We start from the raw sequence: 16,986 nt of genomic DNA, 5'->3' as shown, positions 1-16,986 counted from the left end.
GTCCTCGCGTCAGGCGTCCAGAAGCGGAAGCGCGTTCCCGGTCCGCGACGACTCGAGAGCCGCCTCCACCACGGCCAGCGTCCGCAGTCCCTGCTCCATCGTGACGACGTCGGTCTGCTGCCCGAGCACGGCGTCGCGGAAGGCCTCATGCTCGACGCGCAGCGGCTCGCGCTTGGCGAACGCGTAGCGCGTGACGTCTCCTTCGGAGACCCCGCGGAAGGAGGACACGGACTCCCATTCGAGAGGGATCGTGCCGTTGGCGTAGAAGGTGAGATCCCCGGTGGAGGTGTCGGCGACGAACGCGCCCTTCTCCCCCGTGACCACGGTGACGCGCTCCTTCATCGGGCTCAGCCAGTTGACGATGTTGTTGACGATCACGCCGTTCGCCGTGCGGCCGGTGATGGTGATCATGTCCTCGTGCTCGCGACCGCTCTTGAAGGCGGTCTGGGCGAACACGCGCTCGTAGTCGCTCTGCACGACCCAGGCGGTGAGGTCGACGTCGTGGGAGGCGAGGTCCTTCGCCACCCCGACGTCCGCGATGCGGGAAGGAAAGGGGCCCTGCCGGCGCGTGACCACCTGGTACACGGCGCCGAGCTCGCCCGCCTCGATCCGACGGCGCAGCTCCTGCACCGCCGGGTTGAAGCGCTCGATGTGGCCGACCGCTCCGACCAGTCCGGCGGCGGCGAAGGCGTCGACCATGCGCTGACCGGCGTCGACCGTGTGCGCGATCGGCTTCTCGACGAGGGTGTGCACGCCGGCGGCCGCGAGCTTGAGCGCCGCGTCCTCGTGGAATCGTGTGGGAACGGCGACCACGGCGATATCGATGCCGGCGTCGATGAGCGCGTCGATGTCCGGCAGGATCTCCAGGTCACCGGCCACGCCGTGCGGGTCGCCGCCCGGGTCGGCGATGGCGACGAGCTCGACGCCGTCCAGCTCGCGCAGCACGCGGGCGTGGTGGCGGCCCATCATCCCCACGCCGAGGAGACCCGCGCGCAGGTCTGCCATCAGGCACCCGCCTTCGCGACGGTGTTAACCGCGGCGACGATGCGCTCGAGGTCGTCCTGGCTGAGCGACGGGTGCACGGGCAGCGAGGCGACCTCGCGCGCGGCGCGCTCCGTCTCCGGCAGGTCGAGGCCCGGGGCGAAGTGCGTCAGCGACGGGAGGCGGTGGTTCGGGATCGGGTAGTACACGCCGGCGCCGACGTTGTGCTCGTTCTTCAGCGCGGCGACGAAGCCGTCACGGTCCTCGGGGACGCGGATCGTGTACTGGTGGTAGACGTGCACAGCGCCCTCGGCGACCGGCGGGACCACGACGCCCTGCAGGTTCGCGTCGAGGAAGGCCGCGTTCTGCTGACGCGTCTTCGTCCAGCCGTCCACCTTGGTCAGCTGCACGCGACCGATCGCGGCGTGGATGTCGGTCATCCGGGCGTTGAAGCCCACGATCTCGTTCTCGTACTGGCGCTCCATGCCCTGGTTGCGCAGCAGCTTCACCTGACGGGCGATCTCTTCGGTCGCCGTGGTGACCATGCCGCCCTCACCGCTGGTCATGTTCTTGGTCGGGTAGAGGCTGAACATCGCGAACTCGCCGAAGGAGCCGACCGGACGACCGTCGAGCGACGCGCCGTGCGCCTGCGCCGCGTCCTCGTACAGGGCGACGCCGCGCTCGGCGGCCAGGGCCTCGAGCTCGCGCATGCGAGCGGGGTGCCCGTAGAGGTGCACAGGGAGGATGCCCTTGGTCTTCGGGGTGATCGCGGCGGCGACGGCCTCCGGGTCCAGAGAGAACGTGTTCGGCTCGATGTCGACGAAGACCGGGGTGCCCCCGGTGAGCGCGACCGAGTTGCCGGTCGCGGCGAACGTGAAGGACGGCACGATGACCTCGTCGCCCGGACCGACGCCGGCGGCGAGCAGACCGAGATGCAGGCCCGCGGTGCCCGAGTTGACCGCCACGGACGGGCGGCCGGGCACGAAGTGCGCGGAGAACTCCTGCTCGAAGGCGGCGACCTCCGGGCCCTGCGCGACCATGCCGCTGCGGAGGACGCGATCGACCGCCTCGCGCTCTTCGTCGCCGATGAGGGGCTTGGCGGGGGGAATGAACTCGCTCACACGGTCTCCTTGGTCAGTGTTCCGTCGGTCTCGATGAAGCGCGCCCCGGTCGCGGGGCACACCCAGGTGTTCTCGTCGTCGCCGCGGGTGAGCGGGACACCCGCCTCGCCGACCCAGCCGATGCGCCGGGCCGGGACGCCGGCGACGAGGGCATGCGCCGGGACGTCCTTGACGACCACGGCGCCGGCCGCGACCGTCGCCCAGGCGCCGATCGTCACCGGGGCGACGCAGGTCGCGCGGGCGCCGATCGACGCGCCGCGTTCGATGGTGACCCCGACCGGCTCCCAGTCGTGGGCGCTCTTGAGGCTGCCGTCGGCATTGATGGCGCGGGGGTAGGTGTCGTTGGTGAGCACGACGGCGGGGCCGATGAAGACACCGTCACCGAGCTTGGCGGGCTCGTAGACGAGGGCGTAGTTCTGCACCTTGCAGTTGTCGCCCATCTCCACACCGGTACCGATGTACGCACCGCGGCCCACGATGCAGTTCTCGCCGAGGCGGGCCTGTTCGCGGACCTGGGCGAGATGCCAGATGGAGGATCCGTCGCCGATGACGGCGTCGGCGGACACATCGGCGGAATCGACGATCCGCACGCGGGAGGTTTCAGTCACGGGGCTCCTTGCACGCTGCGCGATGAGGCAGCACTGACGAGATTCTACTTGGCGTTGCTCCGCGAACCTCGACGCGCGCCGCGAACGACGTCTGCGGCGCGGGCGCCGACGGTGGCGAGCGAGGCGTTGCCCACAGCCCACGCGGCACGATCCGCCCGGATGCGCTCGGTCTCCCCCGATGTCCACTCGCCGAGCAGCCGCCGCATGGCCGCGGCCACCTCCTCCGGGTCGAATCCGACGGCTTCGCCGAGTCCGCCCGCACGCACGACCTCGCCGCCGGTCTCGGCGCCGGTGAAGAGCACGGGGGTCCCGACCGCGGCGGCGGCATACGTCTTGGTCGGTCGGGCGAAGTCGTAGCCGATGCCGGGGACGATGCTCACCAGGGCCCCGACGGCTCCGCGGATCCACGAGGCCGAGGTGGCGGGGCCGACGAGTCCCCCGAAGTGCACCCGTCCCGGTGCGAGCCGTGCAGCGAGCTCCTTCAGCTCTGCCTCCACGGCCCCCTGCCCGAAGAACCGGAGCTCGACGTCCTCGTCCGGGAGCAGAGCGAGCGCACGGATGAAGACGTCGGGCTGCTGCCACTCCGACATCGTGCCGGTGTAGACGAAGTAGGGCCGCTCCGCTTCGTGCGGGACGACGTCGGGACGGAAGACCGCGGTGTCGATCCCGTTGCCCACCGTCATGACACGATCCGGTCGCCCGCCGATCGCGGCGAGGCGATCGGCGACCTCCGTGGACACCGCCAGCGACCGTGCCGCGCGGCGCAGGACGAAGCGCTCGACGAACCTCATGACCGCCACCACCGGGCCGGGGGCGTCCATCGAGGCGACCGCATCGGTCCACACGTCGCCCGGGTAGTAGACCAACGGGCGTCGGGTGAGGAAGGCCGCGATCGCGGCCGCGAACCCGGTGGTCGGCGGCGCCTCGGCGACGATCACGTCACTCCGCCGGACCAGGAGCCGGAAGAAGAGGGGCACGTCGAACGACAGGTACGGGACGTACCCGCGGATGGCTCCGCTGCGGTCTCTGAGCACCGGCGCGCGACGCACGACCACACCAGGGGTATCGGCGATCACCGTGTCCCGCGGCGGCTTCGTGCTCAGTACGGTGACATCCGTGTCGGCGGCCAGCGCGTGGGCGAGCGCCTCCATCCGGAAGCTGGCGGCGGTCACCTCCGGCGTGTAGAGCCGTGTCGCGATGACGGCGCGTCGTCTCCTCGACATCCTGTCCCTGCTGCTCGGTGGACCGGTGCCCGAATCGACACCTGACACAATAGAACCATGTCCTCGAGCGTCCCCGCGCCCTCCCCCGCCGGTCCCCGCGCCTGGGTCGTCATCCCCCTCTATAACGAAGCCAGCGTGATCGGTGGCGTGATCGAGGGGCTCAAGCCCCACTTCACGCACATCGTCTGCGTCGACGACGGATCCAGCGACGGCTCGGCGGCCGAAGCCGCCGCGGCGGGGGCGCACCTCGTGCAGCACCCGGTCAATCTCGGCCAGGGGGCTGCCCTGCAGACGGGGATCGACTTCGCTCTGGCACACGCCGAGTGCGACTACATCGTGACCTTCGACGCGGACGGCCAGCATCGCGTGGAGGACGCCCTCGGCATGCTCCAGCTCGCCAGGGACGAGGATGTCGCCATCGTGTTCGGCTCCCGCTTCCTCGACGACCGGACCAACCCCGGATGGATGAAGAAGGTCATCCTGAAGACCGCGGTGTGGGTCACGAACCTCACCACGAGCCTGAAGCTGACCGACGCCCACAACGGGTTGCGCGTGATCCGCCGGGATGCCGCCCAGGGCATCGAGCTCAAACAGGACCGCATGGCGCACGCCACCGAGATCGTGCTCGAGTTGGGGCGGACCCGTCTGCCGTGGAAGGAATACCCCGTGGAGCTGCTCTACACCGACTACTCGAAGGCGAAGGGCCAGAGCGTGCTCAACTCCGTGAACATCCTCGTCGACCTGGTGGTGCGCTGATCATGTGGATCCAGTTCCTGCTCATCGCGGCGATCATCGTCCTCGCCGTCTTCATGATGCGTCGTACCGGCGCCGACAGTCACCTGGCGATCCGACGGCTACTCATGGGACTGTTCGTCGTCGTCGCGGTCCTCTCCGTGCTCTTCCCCCAGTGGCTGAGCTGGTTGGCCGGACTCGTCGGTGTCGGCCGAGGAACCGACCTCGTCCTCTACGGCCTCATCGTGATGTTCCTCGCGTTCGTGTACTCGCAGTACCGCCGGAACATCGCCCTGCAGCGACAGCTCACGCTGCTCGCGCGGAAGATCGCGCTCCTCGAAGCGGCCGAGAACGAGAAGGACGCTAGTCGCAACCCGTGATCTCGTAGAGGGTGGCGTCTCCCACCCGATCCACCTCGGTGAGGATCGGCGAGCGATCCAGATCGTGCAGGCCGTCGTAGGTCGTGTAGTGGTTCTGGAAGAGCACGGTCTCACCGAAGTCCACGGCGTGCGTGACGCCGAGGCGCTCCGCGGCCTCGCACACCGCCGGTGTGCCGTCGGCGAGCTGACGCGCGAGCACCGCCGCGTCCGCGCCGTAGTTGCCGGTCACGTGAGGGAAGACCACATCCTGACCGGTGTAGGCGAAGAGCAGACCGGCACCGGTGAGCGGATCCCCGACCACGACGGCATCCTCCGGGATCTCGTCGTCGATCCGCTCGAACAGGGCCGCTTCGTCGGGTGACAGGCCCTGCGACGCGTCATCGAACCGGAAGCTCACGTCGCGCATGAAGCGCAGGTCGTTGCGGAGCGCGAGCATGTGCGTCGCCGCGGCCACCGCGATGACGACGACGATCCCGATCAACAGGCGCCGACGGCCGGAGCGGCCCAGCGCCTCGAGAGCGTCCCACACCCAGGCCGCACCGAGGGCCGCGAGCGGAAGTCCCCACATCGCGAGCAGCGCGGCGACGCGGGTCGTGTCGTCGTACCAGACACCCACGAAGAAGCTGCGGACGGCCAGCACAGGAAGCCAGGCGGCGATGACGTAGAGGGCGATGCTGACCGCGTATCCCCCGAGGATCCACCAGCGCCGGTCTTTCACGACCCGCCAGATCCCGATCGCAGCGAGCGGGCCGAGGAGGAAACCGGTGCTCCGATCCACCGGGCTGAGGAAGGCCACCTCGCCCAGCGATTGCGCGACCGTCTGCGTGGGCAGCCATTCGTGCGTCGTCACGTTCGCCTCGATCCACACGACGATGAGTGCGACGAGTCCGAGCACGACGCCCGCGCCCACGGCGATGCGCCTGCCCCGTCGGCCTCGCGCCGCGGTACGCCAGGCTCGCGAGAGCAGGAAGGGGACGAGGAGGGCGATCGCACCGAGGAGCGCGGACGGATGGGCGAGTGCCGTGGCCGCGGTCGCGGCGAGAGCGACGAGGATGCGCAGGGTGCGGCGCCCCCAGCCGAGGTCGGCGGCGAAGGCCAGGAGCACGCTCGCGATGAGGATCGGCACGAGCAGCGTGCCGAGGAGATTCGGGTAGAGGACGCCCCAGTTCAGGAAGCCCAGCGGGAAGATGCTGAAGCCGAACCCGAGCACGGGCGCCCACCGTGCGGCCTGCGGGCGCTGCGGGAAGACCACGGCCGTCAGCGTGGCGAGCGCCACCGGCCAGACGAGGGCGACGACGGCCATGGTGGTGGTGTTCGTCGCCGTCACAACACCTCCGGAGACCGGAACGATCAGGCTGACCAGGGCGTGCCAGAGTGTCGGGTAGAACGACGTCTCCTGACTCGGCGTGGCCATGGTCATGTGCAGCGGCGAGGCGTCGCCGGTCGACGCGATGAATTCGACGGCGTTCAGGTGGAACAGGCCGTCGTACAGCTGGGAGGGGTTGCCCGGGTCACGCATGCCCAGCGCGAGGATGACCAGCCACCCCAGGAACGCAGCGGCGAGGGAGATCCAGATCCACGGCTGCGGGTCGGTGCGCGCCCGGTCGTCGCCGGCGCCCCGGCCGGCGACGCGCAGACCTATGCCGATCGCCGATACCACGGCGGCGACGAGAACCACGGGCAGGGGCCCCCAGGGCAGACCGATGACCGGAGCCACCACCGAGGCCGCGGCCACCACCCCGAGCGACACGGCGATGGACACCCCGAGCCGGACGACGGCGCCCACCCCCCGGAGGCAGAGCCCGACGGGCAGTCCCGGCAGCACGAGCACGGCGAGGGCGACGAGCAGCGCCGGCGCCTGTGCGAACCAGGCGCTCACTTGTCCACCAGCGCGATGGCGCCTTCGACCTCGCCGTCGTAGATCACGCGCCCCTTGTCGATCACGATCCCGCGGGTGCAGAGCTCCCGCACCATCTCCATGTCGTGGCTGACCACGACGAGAGTCTTGCCCTCGGCGATGAGCTCCTCGAACTTCAACCGGCACTTCTCCCGGAACGGCGCGTCGCCCACCGACAGGATCTCGTCGACGAGAAGCACGTCGAGCTCGACGTGGATGGCCACGGAGAACGCAAGGCGCATGAACATGCCCGAGGAGTAGTGCTTGACCTCCTGATCGATGAACTGCTCGATCTCACTGAACGCCACGATCTCGTCGTACCGCGCCTCGATCTCGTGCTTCTTCATCCCGAGGATGGCGGCGTTGAGGAAGACGTTCTCGCGTCCGGAGAGCTCGGGATGGAATCCCGCTCCCACCTCGATCAGACCGGCGACGCGGCCTCGCGTGAGCACCTGTCCCTCGTCCGGCTCCATCACCCCGGACACGAGCTTGAGCAGAGTCGACTTGCCGGAGCCGTTGAGGCCGAGCACGGCGACGGACTCGCCCTCGCGGATGACGACGTCGATGCCCTTCAGCGCTTCGAACTCGCTGGTCAGTTTGCGGCGCTTGATCCAGGACACGACCGTGTCCTTCAGCGAGAAGGCGTGGTTAAGCGTGAACCGCTTCTTGACGCCGTCGATGACGATGCTCGGGCGGAGCGTGGCGGGAGCACTCATAGGTCCTGTGCGAACCTTCCTTCGAGACGGCGGAAGACGAGCTGCCCGAGGAGCAGCGTGCCGATGGAGATCAGCATGGTCCAGAGGGTGTTCCAGGCGAGACCCTCCGGAAGGGCGAAAGCGGTGTCGGTCACCGGACGCCAGAAGGCGTAGTGGAACAGCTCCACCCCCTGCGTGATGGGGTTCAGCATGTACACCTCGACCACCCACTGCGGCCATCCGAGCTTGTCGACGACGGCGTCCTGCACCTGGGTCCAGGCGTACAGCACCGGAGAGGCCCAGGTCGCGAGGAGGAGCAGGAGCTCGACGATGTTCTCCGCGTCGCGGAAGCGGACGTTGATCGCTCCGAAGAAGAGGCCGAGGCCCAGCGCGAAGGTCATGACGATGACCATTCCCGCGAGGATGGCGAGGATCGAGAGGATCGAGATGTGCGTGACCCATCCGAGCAGCAGACAGACCACCAGCAGCAGTCCCACCTGCGGGAGGAAGTGCACGAACGCGACGATCACCGCCGAGACGGCGAAGAGCTGACGCGGGAGGAACACCTTCCGGACCAGCGGCGCGTTTCCGACGATCGACGTCGTGGCGTTCTTGAACGCCTCGGAGAAGAGGTTGATCACGACGATCCCCGAGAACAGGTAGATCGCGTAGTTCGGGATCCCCCTGTCGAGGTTCATGAACAGCCCGAGGACGACCCAGAAGACGAGGAACTGGGCGGCCGGGCGGACGTACGACCACGTCCAACCGAGGACCGAGTTGCGGTAACGGGTCGTGACGCCGGTACGGACGAGGAGGTGCAGCAGATAGCGCCAGCGCACCACGTCGATCAGCCCGCGGCTCTCGCCAGGGGTGTCGAACGCGGAACGCGGGACGGCAGCGAAAAGATCTCGGGTATCGGTCACAGGCCCACTCAATCGACGACGCGACGGCATCCGTCGCCGTCTCAGTATCCCATGGTGCCTGCGGACGACCTTTCAGGCAGGGCCGCGGTCACCCGAGACTCGAGATGTTCTGCCACCCCGACCCGATCTGCACACTGGTCCCCCAGCCGCCCTTGCCGTTGCCGGGATAGAGGATCATCGCGCCGTCCTGACGGATCGCGAGGATGTCGGGCGTCCCGTCACCGTTGAAGTCTCCAGGGCCGACGATCTTCGTCATCCCACCCCACCCCTTGCCGATCTGGACCATGGTGCCGAATCCGCTCTTGCCGGTCGTCGGATAGAGGCGGAGGGCGCCGTCTGTCGTCCGGGCGAGGAGGTCGCTGCGACCGTCGCCGGTGAAGTCGCCGGCGTTGATGACCATGTCCACCACACCCCAGCCCTTGCCGATCTGCACCCCGTCGCCCTGGAAGCCGCCGCTGCCGTTGCCGCGGTACAGCATCATCCGTCCGTCCTCGTGGACGCCGATCACATCCGGCTTGCGATCTCCGTCGAAGTCGATGCCGCCGACGATCTGGACGAACGACGACCAGCCGTGGCCGATGCGCGTCGCCTGGCCGAAGGCGTTGCCCGCCGCAGGCAGCAGCGTGAGCACTCCCGTACCGTCGATGCGGGCGAGGTCGGCCCGTCCGTCTCCGGTGAAATCGCCGAGGGAGAAGATCCTGTCGTCGGCTCCCCATCCGGTGGCGAGGGTGCTCGAGGAACGCCAGCCCCCCGAGCCCGTTCCGCCGTAGAGGCGGAGTTCACCGGACTTCGTGAGCGCGACGACGTCGTTGCCCCCGACACCGTCCACGTTGCCGAATCCCGCGGGCAGCGCCCGCGGCTTCGTCACTGCCGGCCCGGCTGATTCCTTGGTCGCCAGATTCTGCCAACCGGACCCCACGTTGCCGACGCTGGCCACGAAGGCGGTCGAGCGTCCTTCGTACGCCATGAGCACGCCGTTCGCAGTGTGCGCGAGCAGGTCCGGCGTCCCGTTCCCGGTGAAGTCACCGGGGCTGAAGATGGACGTCATCCCCGACCACCCGCTGCCGATCTGCGCCCGGGTCCCCCAGCCGCCGCGGCCGTTGCCCGGGTAGAGGAAGAGTCTGCCGCTGGCGTCCCGCGCGATGAGGTCCGATCGACCGTCGCCGTTCATGTCGACGGCGCCCACGAGCATGCTCATCGTGCTCCAGCCGCTGCCGATGAGAGTGGCCGCCAGGAAGCCGCCCCGACCGTCGCCGGCACGCAGGTACAGTCCGCCCGAAGCGTCGGTCGTGAAGACGTCCGGAACGCCGTCCCCGTTGAAATCGCCGGCGGGGACGATCAGCACGGTACCCGTCCAGTCGCCACCCAGTCGCGTCGGAGCGCTGAGCGTGGTGGTCCCGTCGCCGTAGAGCACGGACGGCACCCCGGACGCGTCGACGGAGAGGAAGTCGCGGTTGCCGTCCCCGGTGAGGTCGCCGACACCGAAGAACGACCTGACGCCGCTCAGGCCCGTCGCCATCTGCACGCGGTTTCCCCACGTCTTCTTGGAGAAGGGATAGCCCCACACGGTGCCTGCGGTGTCGACGCCCACGACGAAGCTCGACGTGTTCGCCGACGAGATCACGGGCGGTGCCGCGGCCGGCTTGCCCTGGGTGGATCCGAACCAGTCGGTGAAGTAGTTGTAGAAGTTCCGGTTGCCGTAGGCGGAGCAGCCGTCACCCGAGCCGTATCCTGCTCGGAGAGCGGCGGCGTTCGGCTGGTACGGCGTGTAGTAGTAGAGCGCCGACGTGGCCTTGTTCGCGATGTACACCGGCGAGGATCCACAGGCGCTGTTGGGGTTGTAGAGGATGTTCCAGGTCCGCCCCGGCGCGTACCACTGGAACCACTTGCCTTCCATGTAGATCTGCATCTGGCGCGCCGCACCGTAGATCTGGTGGAAGAACCCGATGTAGTTCGGATCGCACGGCGCGGTGTCCGGGCAGCCCTGTCCGAGCGCGATCCGGTAGCGCCAGGCGCTCGGCCACGTGTGCGTCACCAGCCCCTGCTCCTTCTGGAGCATGACGATGAGGACCTGCGGATTGATGTTGCAGGCCTGGGCCACGCGATAGATGATGCGCGCCGCCGACTCGTTCGCCGCGCCCGAGTAGCCGCTGCAGTACTGGTCACCGGGACGGGTGACGGTGTTCATCCGGAAGTCCTTGAGGCACACGATCGCCTCGTTGTTCTCATCGCGCCCGCCGAGGCACCGCGAGACCTTGCTGTTGAAGAAGGTCTGGATCTGCGCTTCGGTCATCGTGCTCTTGTTGGTGAACACGGCGTCGCTGATGATGTTGCCGGGGGTGAACCCGACGAGGGACGTCTTGGCCAGCCCCGTCTGCGCGGGATCGACGGCGGTGCGCGCGATGGTCGGTGCGACGGAGGTCGCGGCGGAGGCGGCGGTGGCGGGGACCACCGTGCCGATCACCAGGGCGGAGGCAGCGAGGAAACAGGTGAGAAGGCGGGTGACCTTCGTGGTGTTTCGAGAGCGTGGGGCACGTCGAGACATGTGACCAGTGTGACGGAAGTTGCGGGATGATGCCACTGTTGCCACGGAAACGCGATCAGCTCCCGGCGTGTCGCGTGGATGCGAAGCTGGCGTTCAGGTGATCAGAGGTCTGCGTGCAGAGTCCACACCCGCTCCGCGGCACTCGCCCAGGAGAAGGCCCGCGACCGGTCGGCGGCGAGCACGCGCAGGCGCTCCCTTCCCGCGCCCGCCGCGTCCTCGATCGCCTCCGGCAGCGCCTCCTCGGCGACCACCGCTCCCCCGTCGGCGAGGACGTCGTGATGACACCCCGACTCCACGGCCACGACGGGGACGCCCAGCGACATCGCTTCCACGGCGCGCCAGGGCCATCCGGTGACGGCGTCGGTGGAGACGAAGACGCGTGCCCTGGCGACGACGGCGGCGCGGTCCGGCACCTCGAGCGTCCCTCGGACGTGCGCACGGCGCTCGGGCAGCCCGGCGGCGGCGGCGATCTCGGCGATACGCGGTTCCGTGCCTTCCGCCGCCCCGATCACCACGGCGTCGAGACCGGCCGCGACCGCCCCGCGGAAACCGGCGGCCAGGGTGTCCTGCGGGCCGGACAGGACGAGGTACTCCGACGGCAGGCCGAGTGCGTCGCGACGCGACGTGGCGTCCGCCGGGAGGACGAGACCCTGGGGCGGAGCGCCGGCGATGACGCGGATGCGGTCGCCGAGCTTCACGAGCCCGGACAGCCGCTGCGCCATGGAATGCGAGGGGACGACCACGGCGTCCGCGTGCTTCACGGCACGTCGGAGCATCCCTCGCTGCCAGGCGACAGCGCCCCTGGACAGTTGGGACGGCGCCTCCCAGGCCCGCAGATCCCACAGCGTGACGGTCGTCTGGTCGTTGTCGTGCACGCGGTCATGACGCACCAGCGGAGCGAGCAGTGTGGGCGCGTGGATGAGGCCGCCGCCGACGCCAGGGGCGATACCGAGCTGCCAGGACGCGGCGAGCTCACGGCGTCCGACCCCGAGGGTGCGCACCTCTCCGATGCCGCGCAGGTCGACGTCCGCCCCCGACGGCACGATCGCGTCGACCGTGCAGTTCGGTGGGGCCGTCTGGACGAGCCCTGCGGCAAGATCTCGCGACGCCGCCGCCTGATCGGGGTCGACGACGTGCACGAGCTGATCCAGAACAACACGCAGTCGAGCACCCATGCGATCAGGCTAACCGCGGGATGCCGACGACCCCGGGAGCGCATCACCTGTCCGCACCGCTACTCAGCGTTCCCACAGCATCGGGAGAGCGCCCGGCAGCTTCGCCGTGCTTGAATGCCAGGGTGAGCGATGGTCGCCTTCCCGTCCGCCGCCGATGGGTCGGGTGGACCGTCGGCCTCGTCCTCGTGTTCCTCGTCCTCGCACTGGGCTGGGTCACGGTGCGCGGCATCGGCGCGGTCGACAACCTCCAGCAGATCTCGAAAGCGAGCAGTCAGCTCAAGCAGTCCATCGCCGAGGGCGATCTCGATGGGGCAGCCCCGGTCGCCGCCCGCATCTCCCGCAACGCGGAGTCGGCCCGATCGCTGACGGGAGACCCGATCTGGCAGGCGTTCGCTGTGCTGCCCTGGATCGGCCCGAACTTCCGCGCGGTGAGCGAGGTCGCCGAGATCGCCGACGACGTCTCCACGGACGCCCTCGGTCCGCTGCTCGACGTCGCCGAGGACGTCGACCTCACGAGCCTCGGCTTCGCAGGCGGGGCGATCGACCTCGCTCCTTTCGCCGCCGTCGAGAAGCCGCTCGGCACCGCGAGCGCGGCGTTGACCGTGGCGGAGGACCGGGCTCGCCGCATCGACGCCGACGCCACCCTTCCGCCCCTCGCTGACGCGGTGCGGGAGATGCGCGGCGCCGTCACCCAGGCCGCCACGGCGGTCGGTGCGCTGCACGGCGCCTCCGTCCTGCTGCCGACCATGCTCGGCGGCGAGGGCCCACGCACCTACGTCCTCGCGATGCAGAACAACGCAGAGCTGCGTTCATCGGGCGGCATCATCGGCTCGATCGCGCTCCTGCGCGCGGAGAACGGGAAGGTCACGCTGCAGCGGCAGGCGTCGACGCGCGACTTCCCCCCGCTGGACACGGCGCTGCCGCTCAGCGACAGCACCGTCGCGCTCTTCGAGGACCGCCCTGGCCGCTATCTGCAGAACATCACCAGCATCCCCGACTTCCGCGAAGCAGGCCAGACCATCGCCGCCCGATGGGAGGGACGCTACGGGGGGAAGGTCGACGGGGTGATCGCGGTGGACGCCGTGGTCGCCGCACACCTCATGCGAGCCACCGGGGATCTCTCCTTCGGGCCCTTCACGGCGACTGCGGACACCGTGACCGACCTGCTCCTCTCGGAGATCTACGCGGCGATCCCCGATCCCGCAGCTCAGGACGCGATCTTCGCCCAGGCTGCCGGCGGACTGTTCTCGGCCGCTCTGTCCCACGCGGAGCCGCAGGCCCTCGTCCGTGCTCTCGCCGACGCCGCCGGCGAAGGCCGCATCCGGATCTGGAGCGCGCACGAGCCGGAGGAGTCGCTCCTCGCCGCCAGCGCGCTCGGCGGCGCCATGCCGCAGGACGACGAGGACGCCGCGGTGGTCGGCGTCCTGATCAACGACGGGACCGGCGGGAAGATGGACTACTACACCCGCGCCTCGATCGCGACGGCGGTGGGGACCTGCGCGGGGGTGCCGACGACCCAGGTGCGCGTCACCTGGTCGAACACAGCCCCCGTCGACGCCGCCACTTCTCTGCCTCCGTACGTCACCGGCGACGGCATCTACGGCGTGCCGGCCGGCAGCGTGCGCACCCTGATCGCCGTCTACGGTCCGGAAGGTGCCCTGCCGTCGCATATCGACCGGGACGGCACCGAGGAGGGCGTGCAGACGACGACCATCGGCGATCGCTCCGTCGTGCAGCACGAGGTGATCCTCGCCCCCGGCGCCTCCACCACGATCACCGTGGAGTTCCAGGGCGACGGCGCCGGAGCGCGCCTCACCGAGGTGCAGCACACCCCGTTGATCGTCGGCCCGAAGCTGACCCGCGACACCCTGCAGTGCGGCTCGTGACAATCGCCGACGGATGAGGTACTGTCATCTCACTGGGGAATAACCGGGGTCTGTGAATCTGCCGTGGGGGCAGAGGGCCTCGCGCAGTCGGACGCAGGGGTGTGTCCGGAGGCGATTCCGCGTGAAATTCTGGGGAGAAATCATGCTGAAGAAACTGGCTGCCATCAGCCTTACCGCTGGCGCGCTCATCCTGGCTGCGCCGACCGTCGCCTCTGCGGCGCCGAGCGACTCCTATCCCTCGCCTCCGGGCGCGAAGGTGGGCGACGCGATCATCGACACCTGTGAGGTCTCGACCGTCGCCTTCGGCGCCGGGTACTTCGAGCCGTCCGAAACCGTCGGCGTGTCCGTCTCGGGGCAGAACGCCGGCGCCGCCGCCATCTCGGGCAACACCGCCGCATCCGACGGCAGCCTGACGGTCACGTTCCGCCCGCCCTCCGACGGCCAGGGCTCCTACGCCCTCGACTTCGCCGGTTCCCGGGCCTACACCGCCACGGTGACGGTGTCGCACGGGAACGCCGCTGCCTCGAGCTGCGACCACGATCCCGGCACCGCCGCGCCCGCCGGGACCGAGCTTCCGCTCACCGGCGGCACGGAACTCGCCCTCACCGGTGGATCGGTTTCGCCCTGGATCATCGGCGGCGGGGCCGTCGCTCTGGTCGCCGGTGGTGGCCTCGTCGCCGTCGGAGCCGCGCGCCGCAAGCGCGCCTGAGTCGCGCGCCGCACGCGCGCCTGAGCCAGGTCGCCGCCTTGCGCGGTGGCCGGCTGGACGACGGTGATCCCTCCCCCTCCGATCACCGTCGTCTGGCGAATCCGGTCATGCACCGGACGGCCCACGGGCGATGTTCCCGGGAACATCGCCCGTGGGCTGCGTCGTTCCCTGCGGACTCAGGGAGCGGGAACGGGGGTCTCCGTCGGCGGGTGCAGCTTCTGCTGCAGCAGCTCGTGGATGAAGTCGTAGTTCGGCTCGAACTCGTCGACGCCGTTCTCCGGTGTCAGTTCGACGGTCTGGACGGGCTGCTCCTTGGCCTTCAACATGAGGTCGAAGAACTCCGGCAGCTTGCCCTGCGGAAGATCGGTGCTGATGAGTGCCGTGCCCGCAGCGGCCACCTCGTTGAAGCGGGTGAGGACGGTCTGCGGAGTGAACTGGGCGAGGATCGCCTCCTGCAGTTCGCGCTGCCGCTTCATGCGGTCCCAGTCGCTGGTCGTGTACCGCGAGCGGGCGTACCACTGGGCCGTGTCGCCGTCCATGTGCTGCTGCCCGGGCTCGATCCAGCCGATCGCCCATTCATTCACGTCCGTGCCGGACCAGCCCTCCGGCGGGCCGCCCTTGGGCAGGCGCTCCGTGACGGTGATGTCGACGCCGCCGAGGGCATCCACGAGGTCGGCGAACCCGTGCATGTCGACGAAGACGTAGTACGGGATCTCGATGCCGAGCACGCCCTCAGCCGCATCCTTGGTCGCCTCGATACCCGGCGCCGAGCCCGTGGCCTCCGCGTCCGGATAGAGCCCGGTCCCCTTGTCCTCCCGGCATACCTCCGCGGCGTTGCGGACGTGGTTCATCCACCCGTTCCAGCCGCAGGTGGACGACCCGTGGCCCTGGAAGCCGTCGGGATAGAGCTCTTGCATCGGGCTGCCGTCGCTGAACGGCGCATGCGGGAGCTCACGCGGGATTCCGGTGATGGTCACTGCTCCGGTCTCTGCGTTGACCGAGACGACGGAGATGCTGTCGAAACGCATCGAGTCGCGGCCGTCCCCGCTGTCCGCGCCGAGCAGGAGGATGTTGTAGTAGCCGTCGCTGGGCGGGAGGCTGGGGCCGCTCTGCCCGAAGATCGCCCCGACACTGCCGCGCACGGAGCCCACCGCGGTGGCCGAGTAGCCCATGACGCCTCCGACGAGCCCCAGCAGGACGAGCGCGACGACCGGCACGAGGAACCGCGACGGCGCGGGGACCTTGACCAGACGGACGAGACGGAGCGTGTCGAAGGTGAGGACGATCCAGAGGACCACGACTCCCACGAGCAGCACCTGCACGAGTGTGAGCAGCGCCGCCGATACGAAGCCGCCACCGATCGTGAGCCAGAGGAAGACGGGGCGGGCGAACAGCACGAGCCCGACGGCTACGAGGGCCAGGAACCACGTCGTCAGGGTGACGCCGAGTCCGAATCTTCCCAGGCGTCGGTTGCCCGCCAGGACCTGCGCGGACCCCGGCAGCAGGAAGTTGAGACCGACGAGCCACCAGGCGCGTTTCGACATGAGTTCGGCATCGGCCGCATCCGGGTGTCGCAGCGGCCGCGTCTCGATGAGCGGACGTCGCGTCGCGCGCGGGGCCGCAAGGGTCACAGCAAGCCCTTCAGCCGATCGTTCTTCTCCTCGACCTGGGCCTCGAGGTCGGCGGCGTAAGCCTCGACACGGTCGGCCAGCTCGTCGTCCGCGGCACCGAGGATCCGGGCCGCGAGCAGACCCGCGTTGCGCGCGCCGCCGATCGACACCGTCGCGACCGGGATGCCCGCGGGCATCTGGACGATCGACAGCAGCGAATCCATGCCGTCCAGGTACGCGAGCGGCACGGGGACCCCGACGACGGGAAGTGCCGTCATCGACGCGAGCATGCCCGGAAGGTGGGCGGCACCGCCGGCGCCGGCGATGATGACACGCAGGCCGCGAGCCCGGGCTTCCCGCGCATAGGACATGAGCTTGTCCGGCGTGCGGTGGGCCGAGACGACCTCGACCTCATGCGGGATCCCGAAGTCGGTGAGCGCCTGGGACGCGTCGCTCATGACGCGCCAGTCGGAGTCGGATCCCATGACGACGCCGACCAGA

The 16,986-nt window shown here is 69.4% G+C and carries 15 protein-coding genes; 4 read left to right on the top strand and 11 right to left on the bottom strand.

All coding sequences use genetic code 11. From position 1 onward, the window contains the following. Positions 1 to 9 precede the first annotated feature (9 nt). Genes B7W94_RS13510 through B7W94_RS13495 form a run of 4 tightly spaced genes read right to left on the bottom strand, consistent with a single transcriptional unit; the run spans position 10 to position 3,933 of the window. Entirely contained in the window at positions 10 to 1,005 is a 996-nt protein-coding gene (locus tag B7W94_RS13510; protein ID WP_085607104.1) for a Gfo/Idh/MocA family protein, read from the bottom strand. Beyond that, positions 1,005 to 2,102: a DegT/DnrJ/EryC1/StrS family aminotransferase gene (locus B7W94_RS13505; protein WP_085607102.1), complete on the bottom strand. Its 1,098-nt coding sequence runs from the start codon at positions 2,100 to 2,102 to the stop codon at positions 1,005 to 1,007. The genes B7W94_RS13510 and B7W94_RS13505 overlap by 1 nt, the downstream gene beginning before the upstream one ends. Next, entirely contained in the window at positions 2,099 to 2,710 is a 612-nt protein-coding gene (locus B7W94_RS13500; protein WP_240742946.1) for an acyltransferase, read from the bottom strand. The genes B7W94_RS13505 and B7W94_RS13500 overlap by 4 nt, the downstream gene beginning before the upstream one ends. Positions 2,711 to 2,754: 44 nt before the next feature. Then, entirely contained in the window at positions 2,755 to 3,933 is a 1,179-nt protein-coding gene (locus B7W94_RS13495; RefSeq protein WP_085607098.1) for a glycosyltransferase family 4 protein, read from the bottom strand. Between the two features lie 57 nt (positions 3,934 to 3,990). Here B7W94_RS13495 and B7W94_RS13490 point away from each other — a divergent pair, with 57 nt between their 5' ends. Both B7W94_RS13490 and B7W94_RS13485 read left to right on the top strand, forming a co-directional pair. After that, positions 3,991 to 4,689, top strand: a complete 699-nt coding sequence (locus tag B7W94_RS13490; protein WP_085607096.1) for a glycosyltransferase family 2 protein — start codon at positions 3,991 to 3,993, stop codon at positions 4,687 to 4,689. Between the two features lie 2 nt (positions 4,690 to 4,691). After that, positions 4,692 to 5,045, top strand: coding sequence for a DUF2304 domain-containing protein (locus B7W94_RS13485; RefSeq protein ID WP_085607094.1), 354 nt, complete (start codon positions 4,692 to 4,694; stop codon positions 5,043 to 5,045). Here the strand turns inward: B7W94_RS13485 and B7W94_RS13480 are convergent. From B7W94_RS13480 to B7W94_RS13460, 5 genes are all read right to left on the bottom strand, one after another. Continuing rightward, the gene (locus tag B7W94_RS13480) at positions 5,029 to 6,924 is read right to left on the bottom strand and encodes a DUF6541 family protein (RefSeq protein ID WP_085607092.1); all 1,896 of its coding nucleotides are present in this window, start codon (positions 6,922 to 6,924) and stop codon (positions 5,029 to 5,031) included. The genes B7W94_RS13485 and B7W94_RS13480 overlap by 17 nt on opposite strands. Next, entirely contained in the window at positions 6,921 to 7,658 is a 738-nt protein-coding gene (locus B7W94_RS13475; protein WP_085607090.1) for an ABC transporter ATP-binding protein, read from the bottom strand. The genes B7W94_RS13480 and B7W94_RS13475 overlap by 4 nt, the downstream gene beginning before the upstream one ends. Next, entirely contained in the window at positions 7,655 to 8,560 is a 906-nt protein-coding gene (locus B7W94_RS13470; protein WP_240742947.1) for an ABC transporter permease, read from the bottom strand. Before B7W94_RS13470 ends, B7W94_RS13475 begins: the two co-directional genes overlap by 4 nt. Positions 8,561 to 8,648: 88 nt before the next feature. Continuing rightward, positions 8,649 to 11,105, bottom strand: coding sequence for an FG-GAP-like repeat-containing protein (locus B7W94_RS13465; RefSeq protein WP_085607086.1), 2,457 nt, complete (start codon positions 11,103 to 11,105; stop codon positions 8,649 to 8,651). Between the two features lie 101 nt (positions 11,106 to 11,206). Beyond that, positions 11,207 to 12,280, bottom strand: a complete 1,074-nt coding sequence (locus tag B7W94_RS13460) for a glycosyltransferase (protein WP_085607084.1) — start codon at positions 12,278 to 12,280, stop codon at positions 11,207 to 11,209. 122 nt (positions 12,281 to 12,402) lie between these two features. On the opposite strand from B7W94_RS13460, the gene B7W94_RS13455 reads away from it, so the two are divergent. After that, positions 12,403 to 14,166 carry a DUF4012 domain-containing protein gene (locus B7W94_RS13455; protein WP_085607082.1) on the top strand — a complete coding sequence of 588 codons (1,764 nt, stop codon included), beginning with the start codon at positions 12,403 to 12,405 and terminating at the stop codon, positions 14,164 to 14,166. A gap of 142 nt (positions 14,167 to 14,308) precedes the next feature. Continuing rightward, positions 14,309 to 14,875, top strand: a complete 567-nt coding sequence (locus B7W94_RS13450) for a hypothetical protein (RefSeq protein ID WP_085607080.1) — start codon at positions 14,309 to 14,311, stop codon at positions 14,873 to 14,875. 176 nt (positions 14,876 to 15,051) lie between these two features. On the opposite strand, the gene B7W94_RS13445 is transcribed toward B7W94_RS13450, so the two are convergent. Together B7W94_RS13445 and purE are read right to left on the bottom strand one after the other, a co-directional pair. Next, complete coding sequence (locus B7W94_RS13445; protein WP_085607077.1) at positions 15,052 to 16,506, bottom strand: LCP family protein; 1,455 nt, start codon at positions 16,504 to 16,506, stop codon at positions 15,052 to 15,054. Further along, positions 16,503 to 16,970: a 5-(carboxyamino)imidazole ribonucleotide mutase gene (gene purE / locus B7W94_RS13440; RefSeq protein ID WP_085607386.1), complete on the bottom strand. Its 468-nt coding sequence runs from the start codon at positions 16,968 to 16,970 to the stop codon at positions 16,503 to 16,505. The genes B7W94_RS13445 and purE overlap by 4 nt, the downstream gene beginning before the upstream one ends. Between the last annotated feature and the right edge of the window lie 16 nt (positions 16,971 to 16,986).

Origin of the sequence: Microbacterium sp. LEMMJ01, assembly GCF_002114135.1 — a bacterium.
Classification (GTDB): domain Bacteria; phylum Actinomycetota; class Actinomycetes; order Actinomycetales; family Microbacteriaceae; genus Microbacterium.
This window is presented reverse-complemented; position numbering and strand designations above follow the sequence as displayed.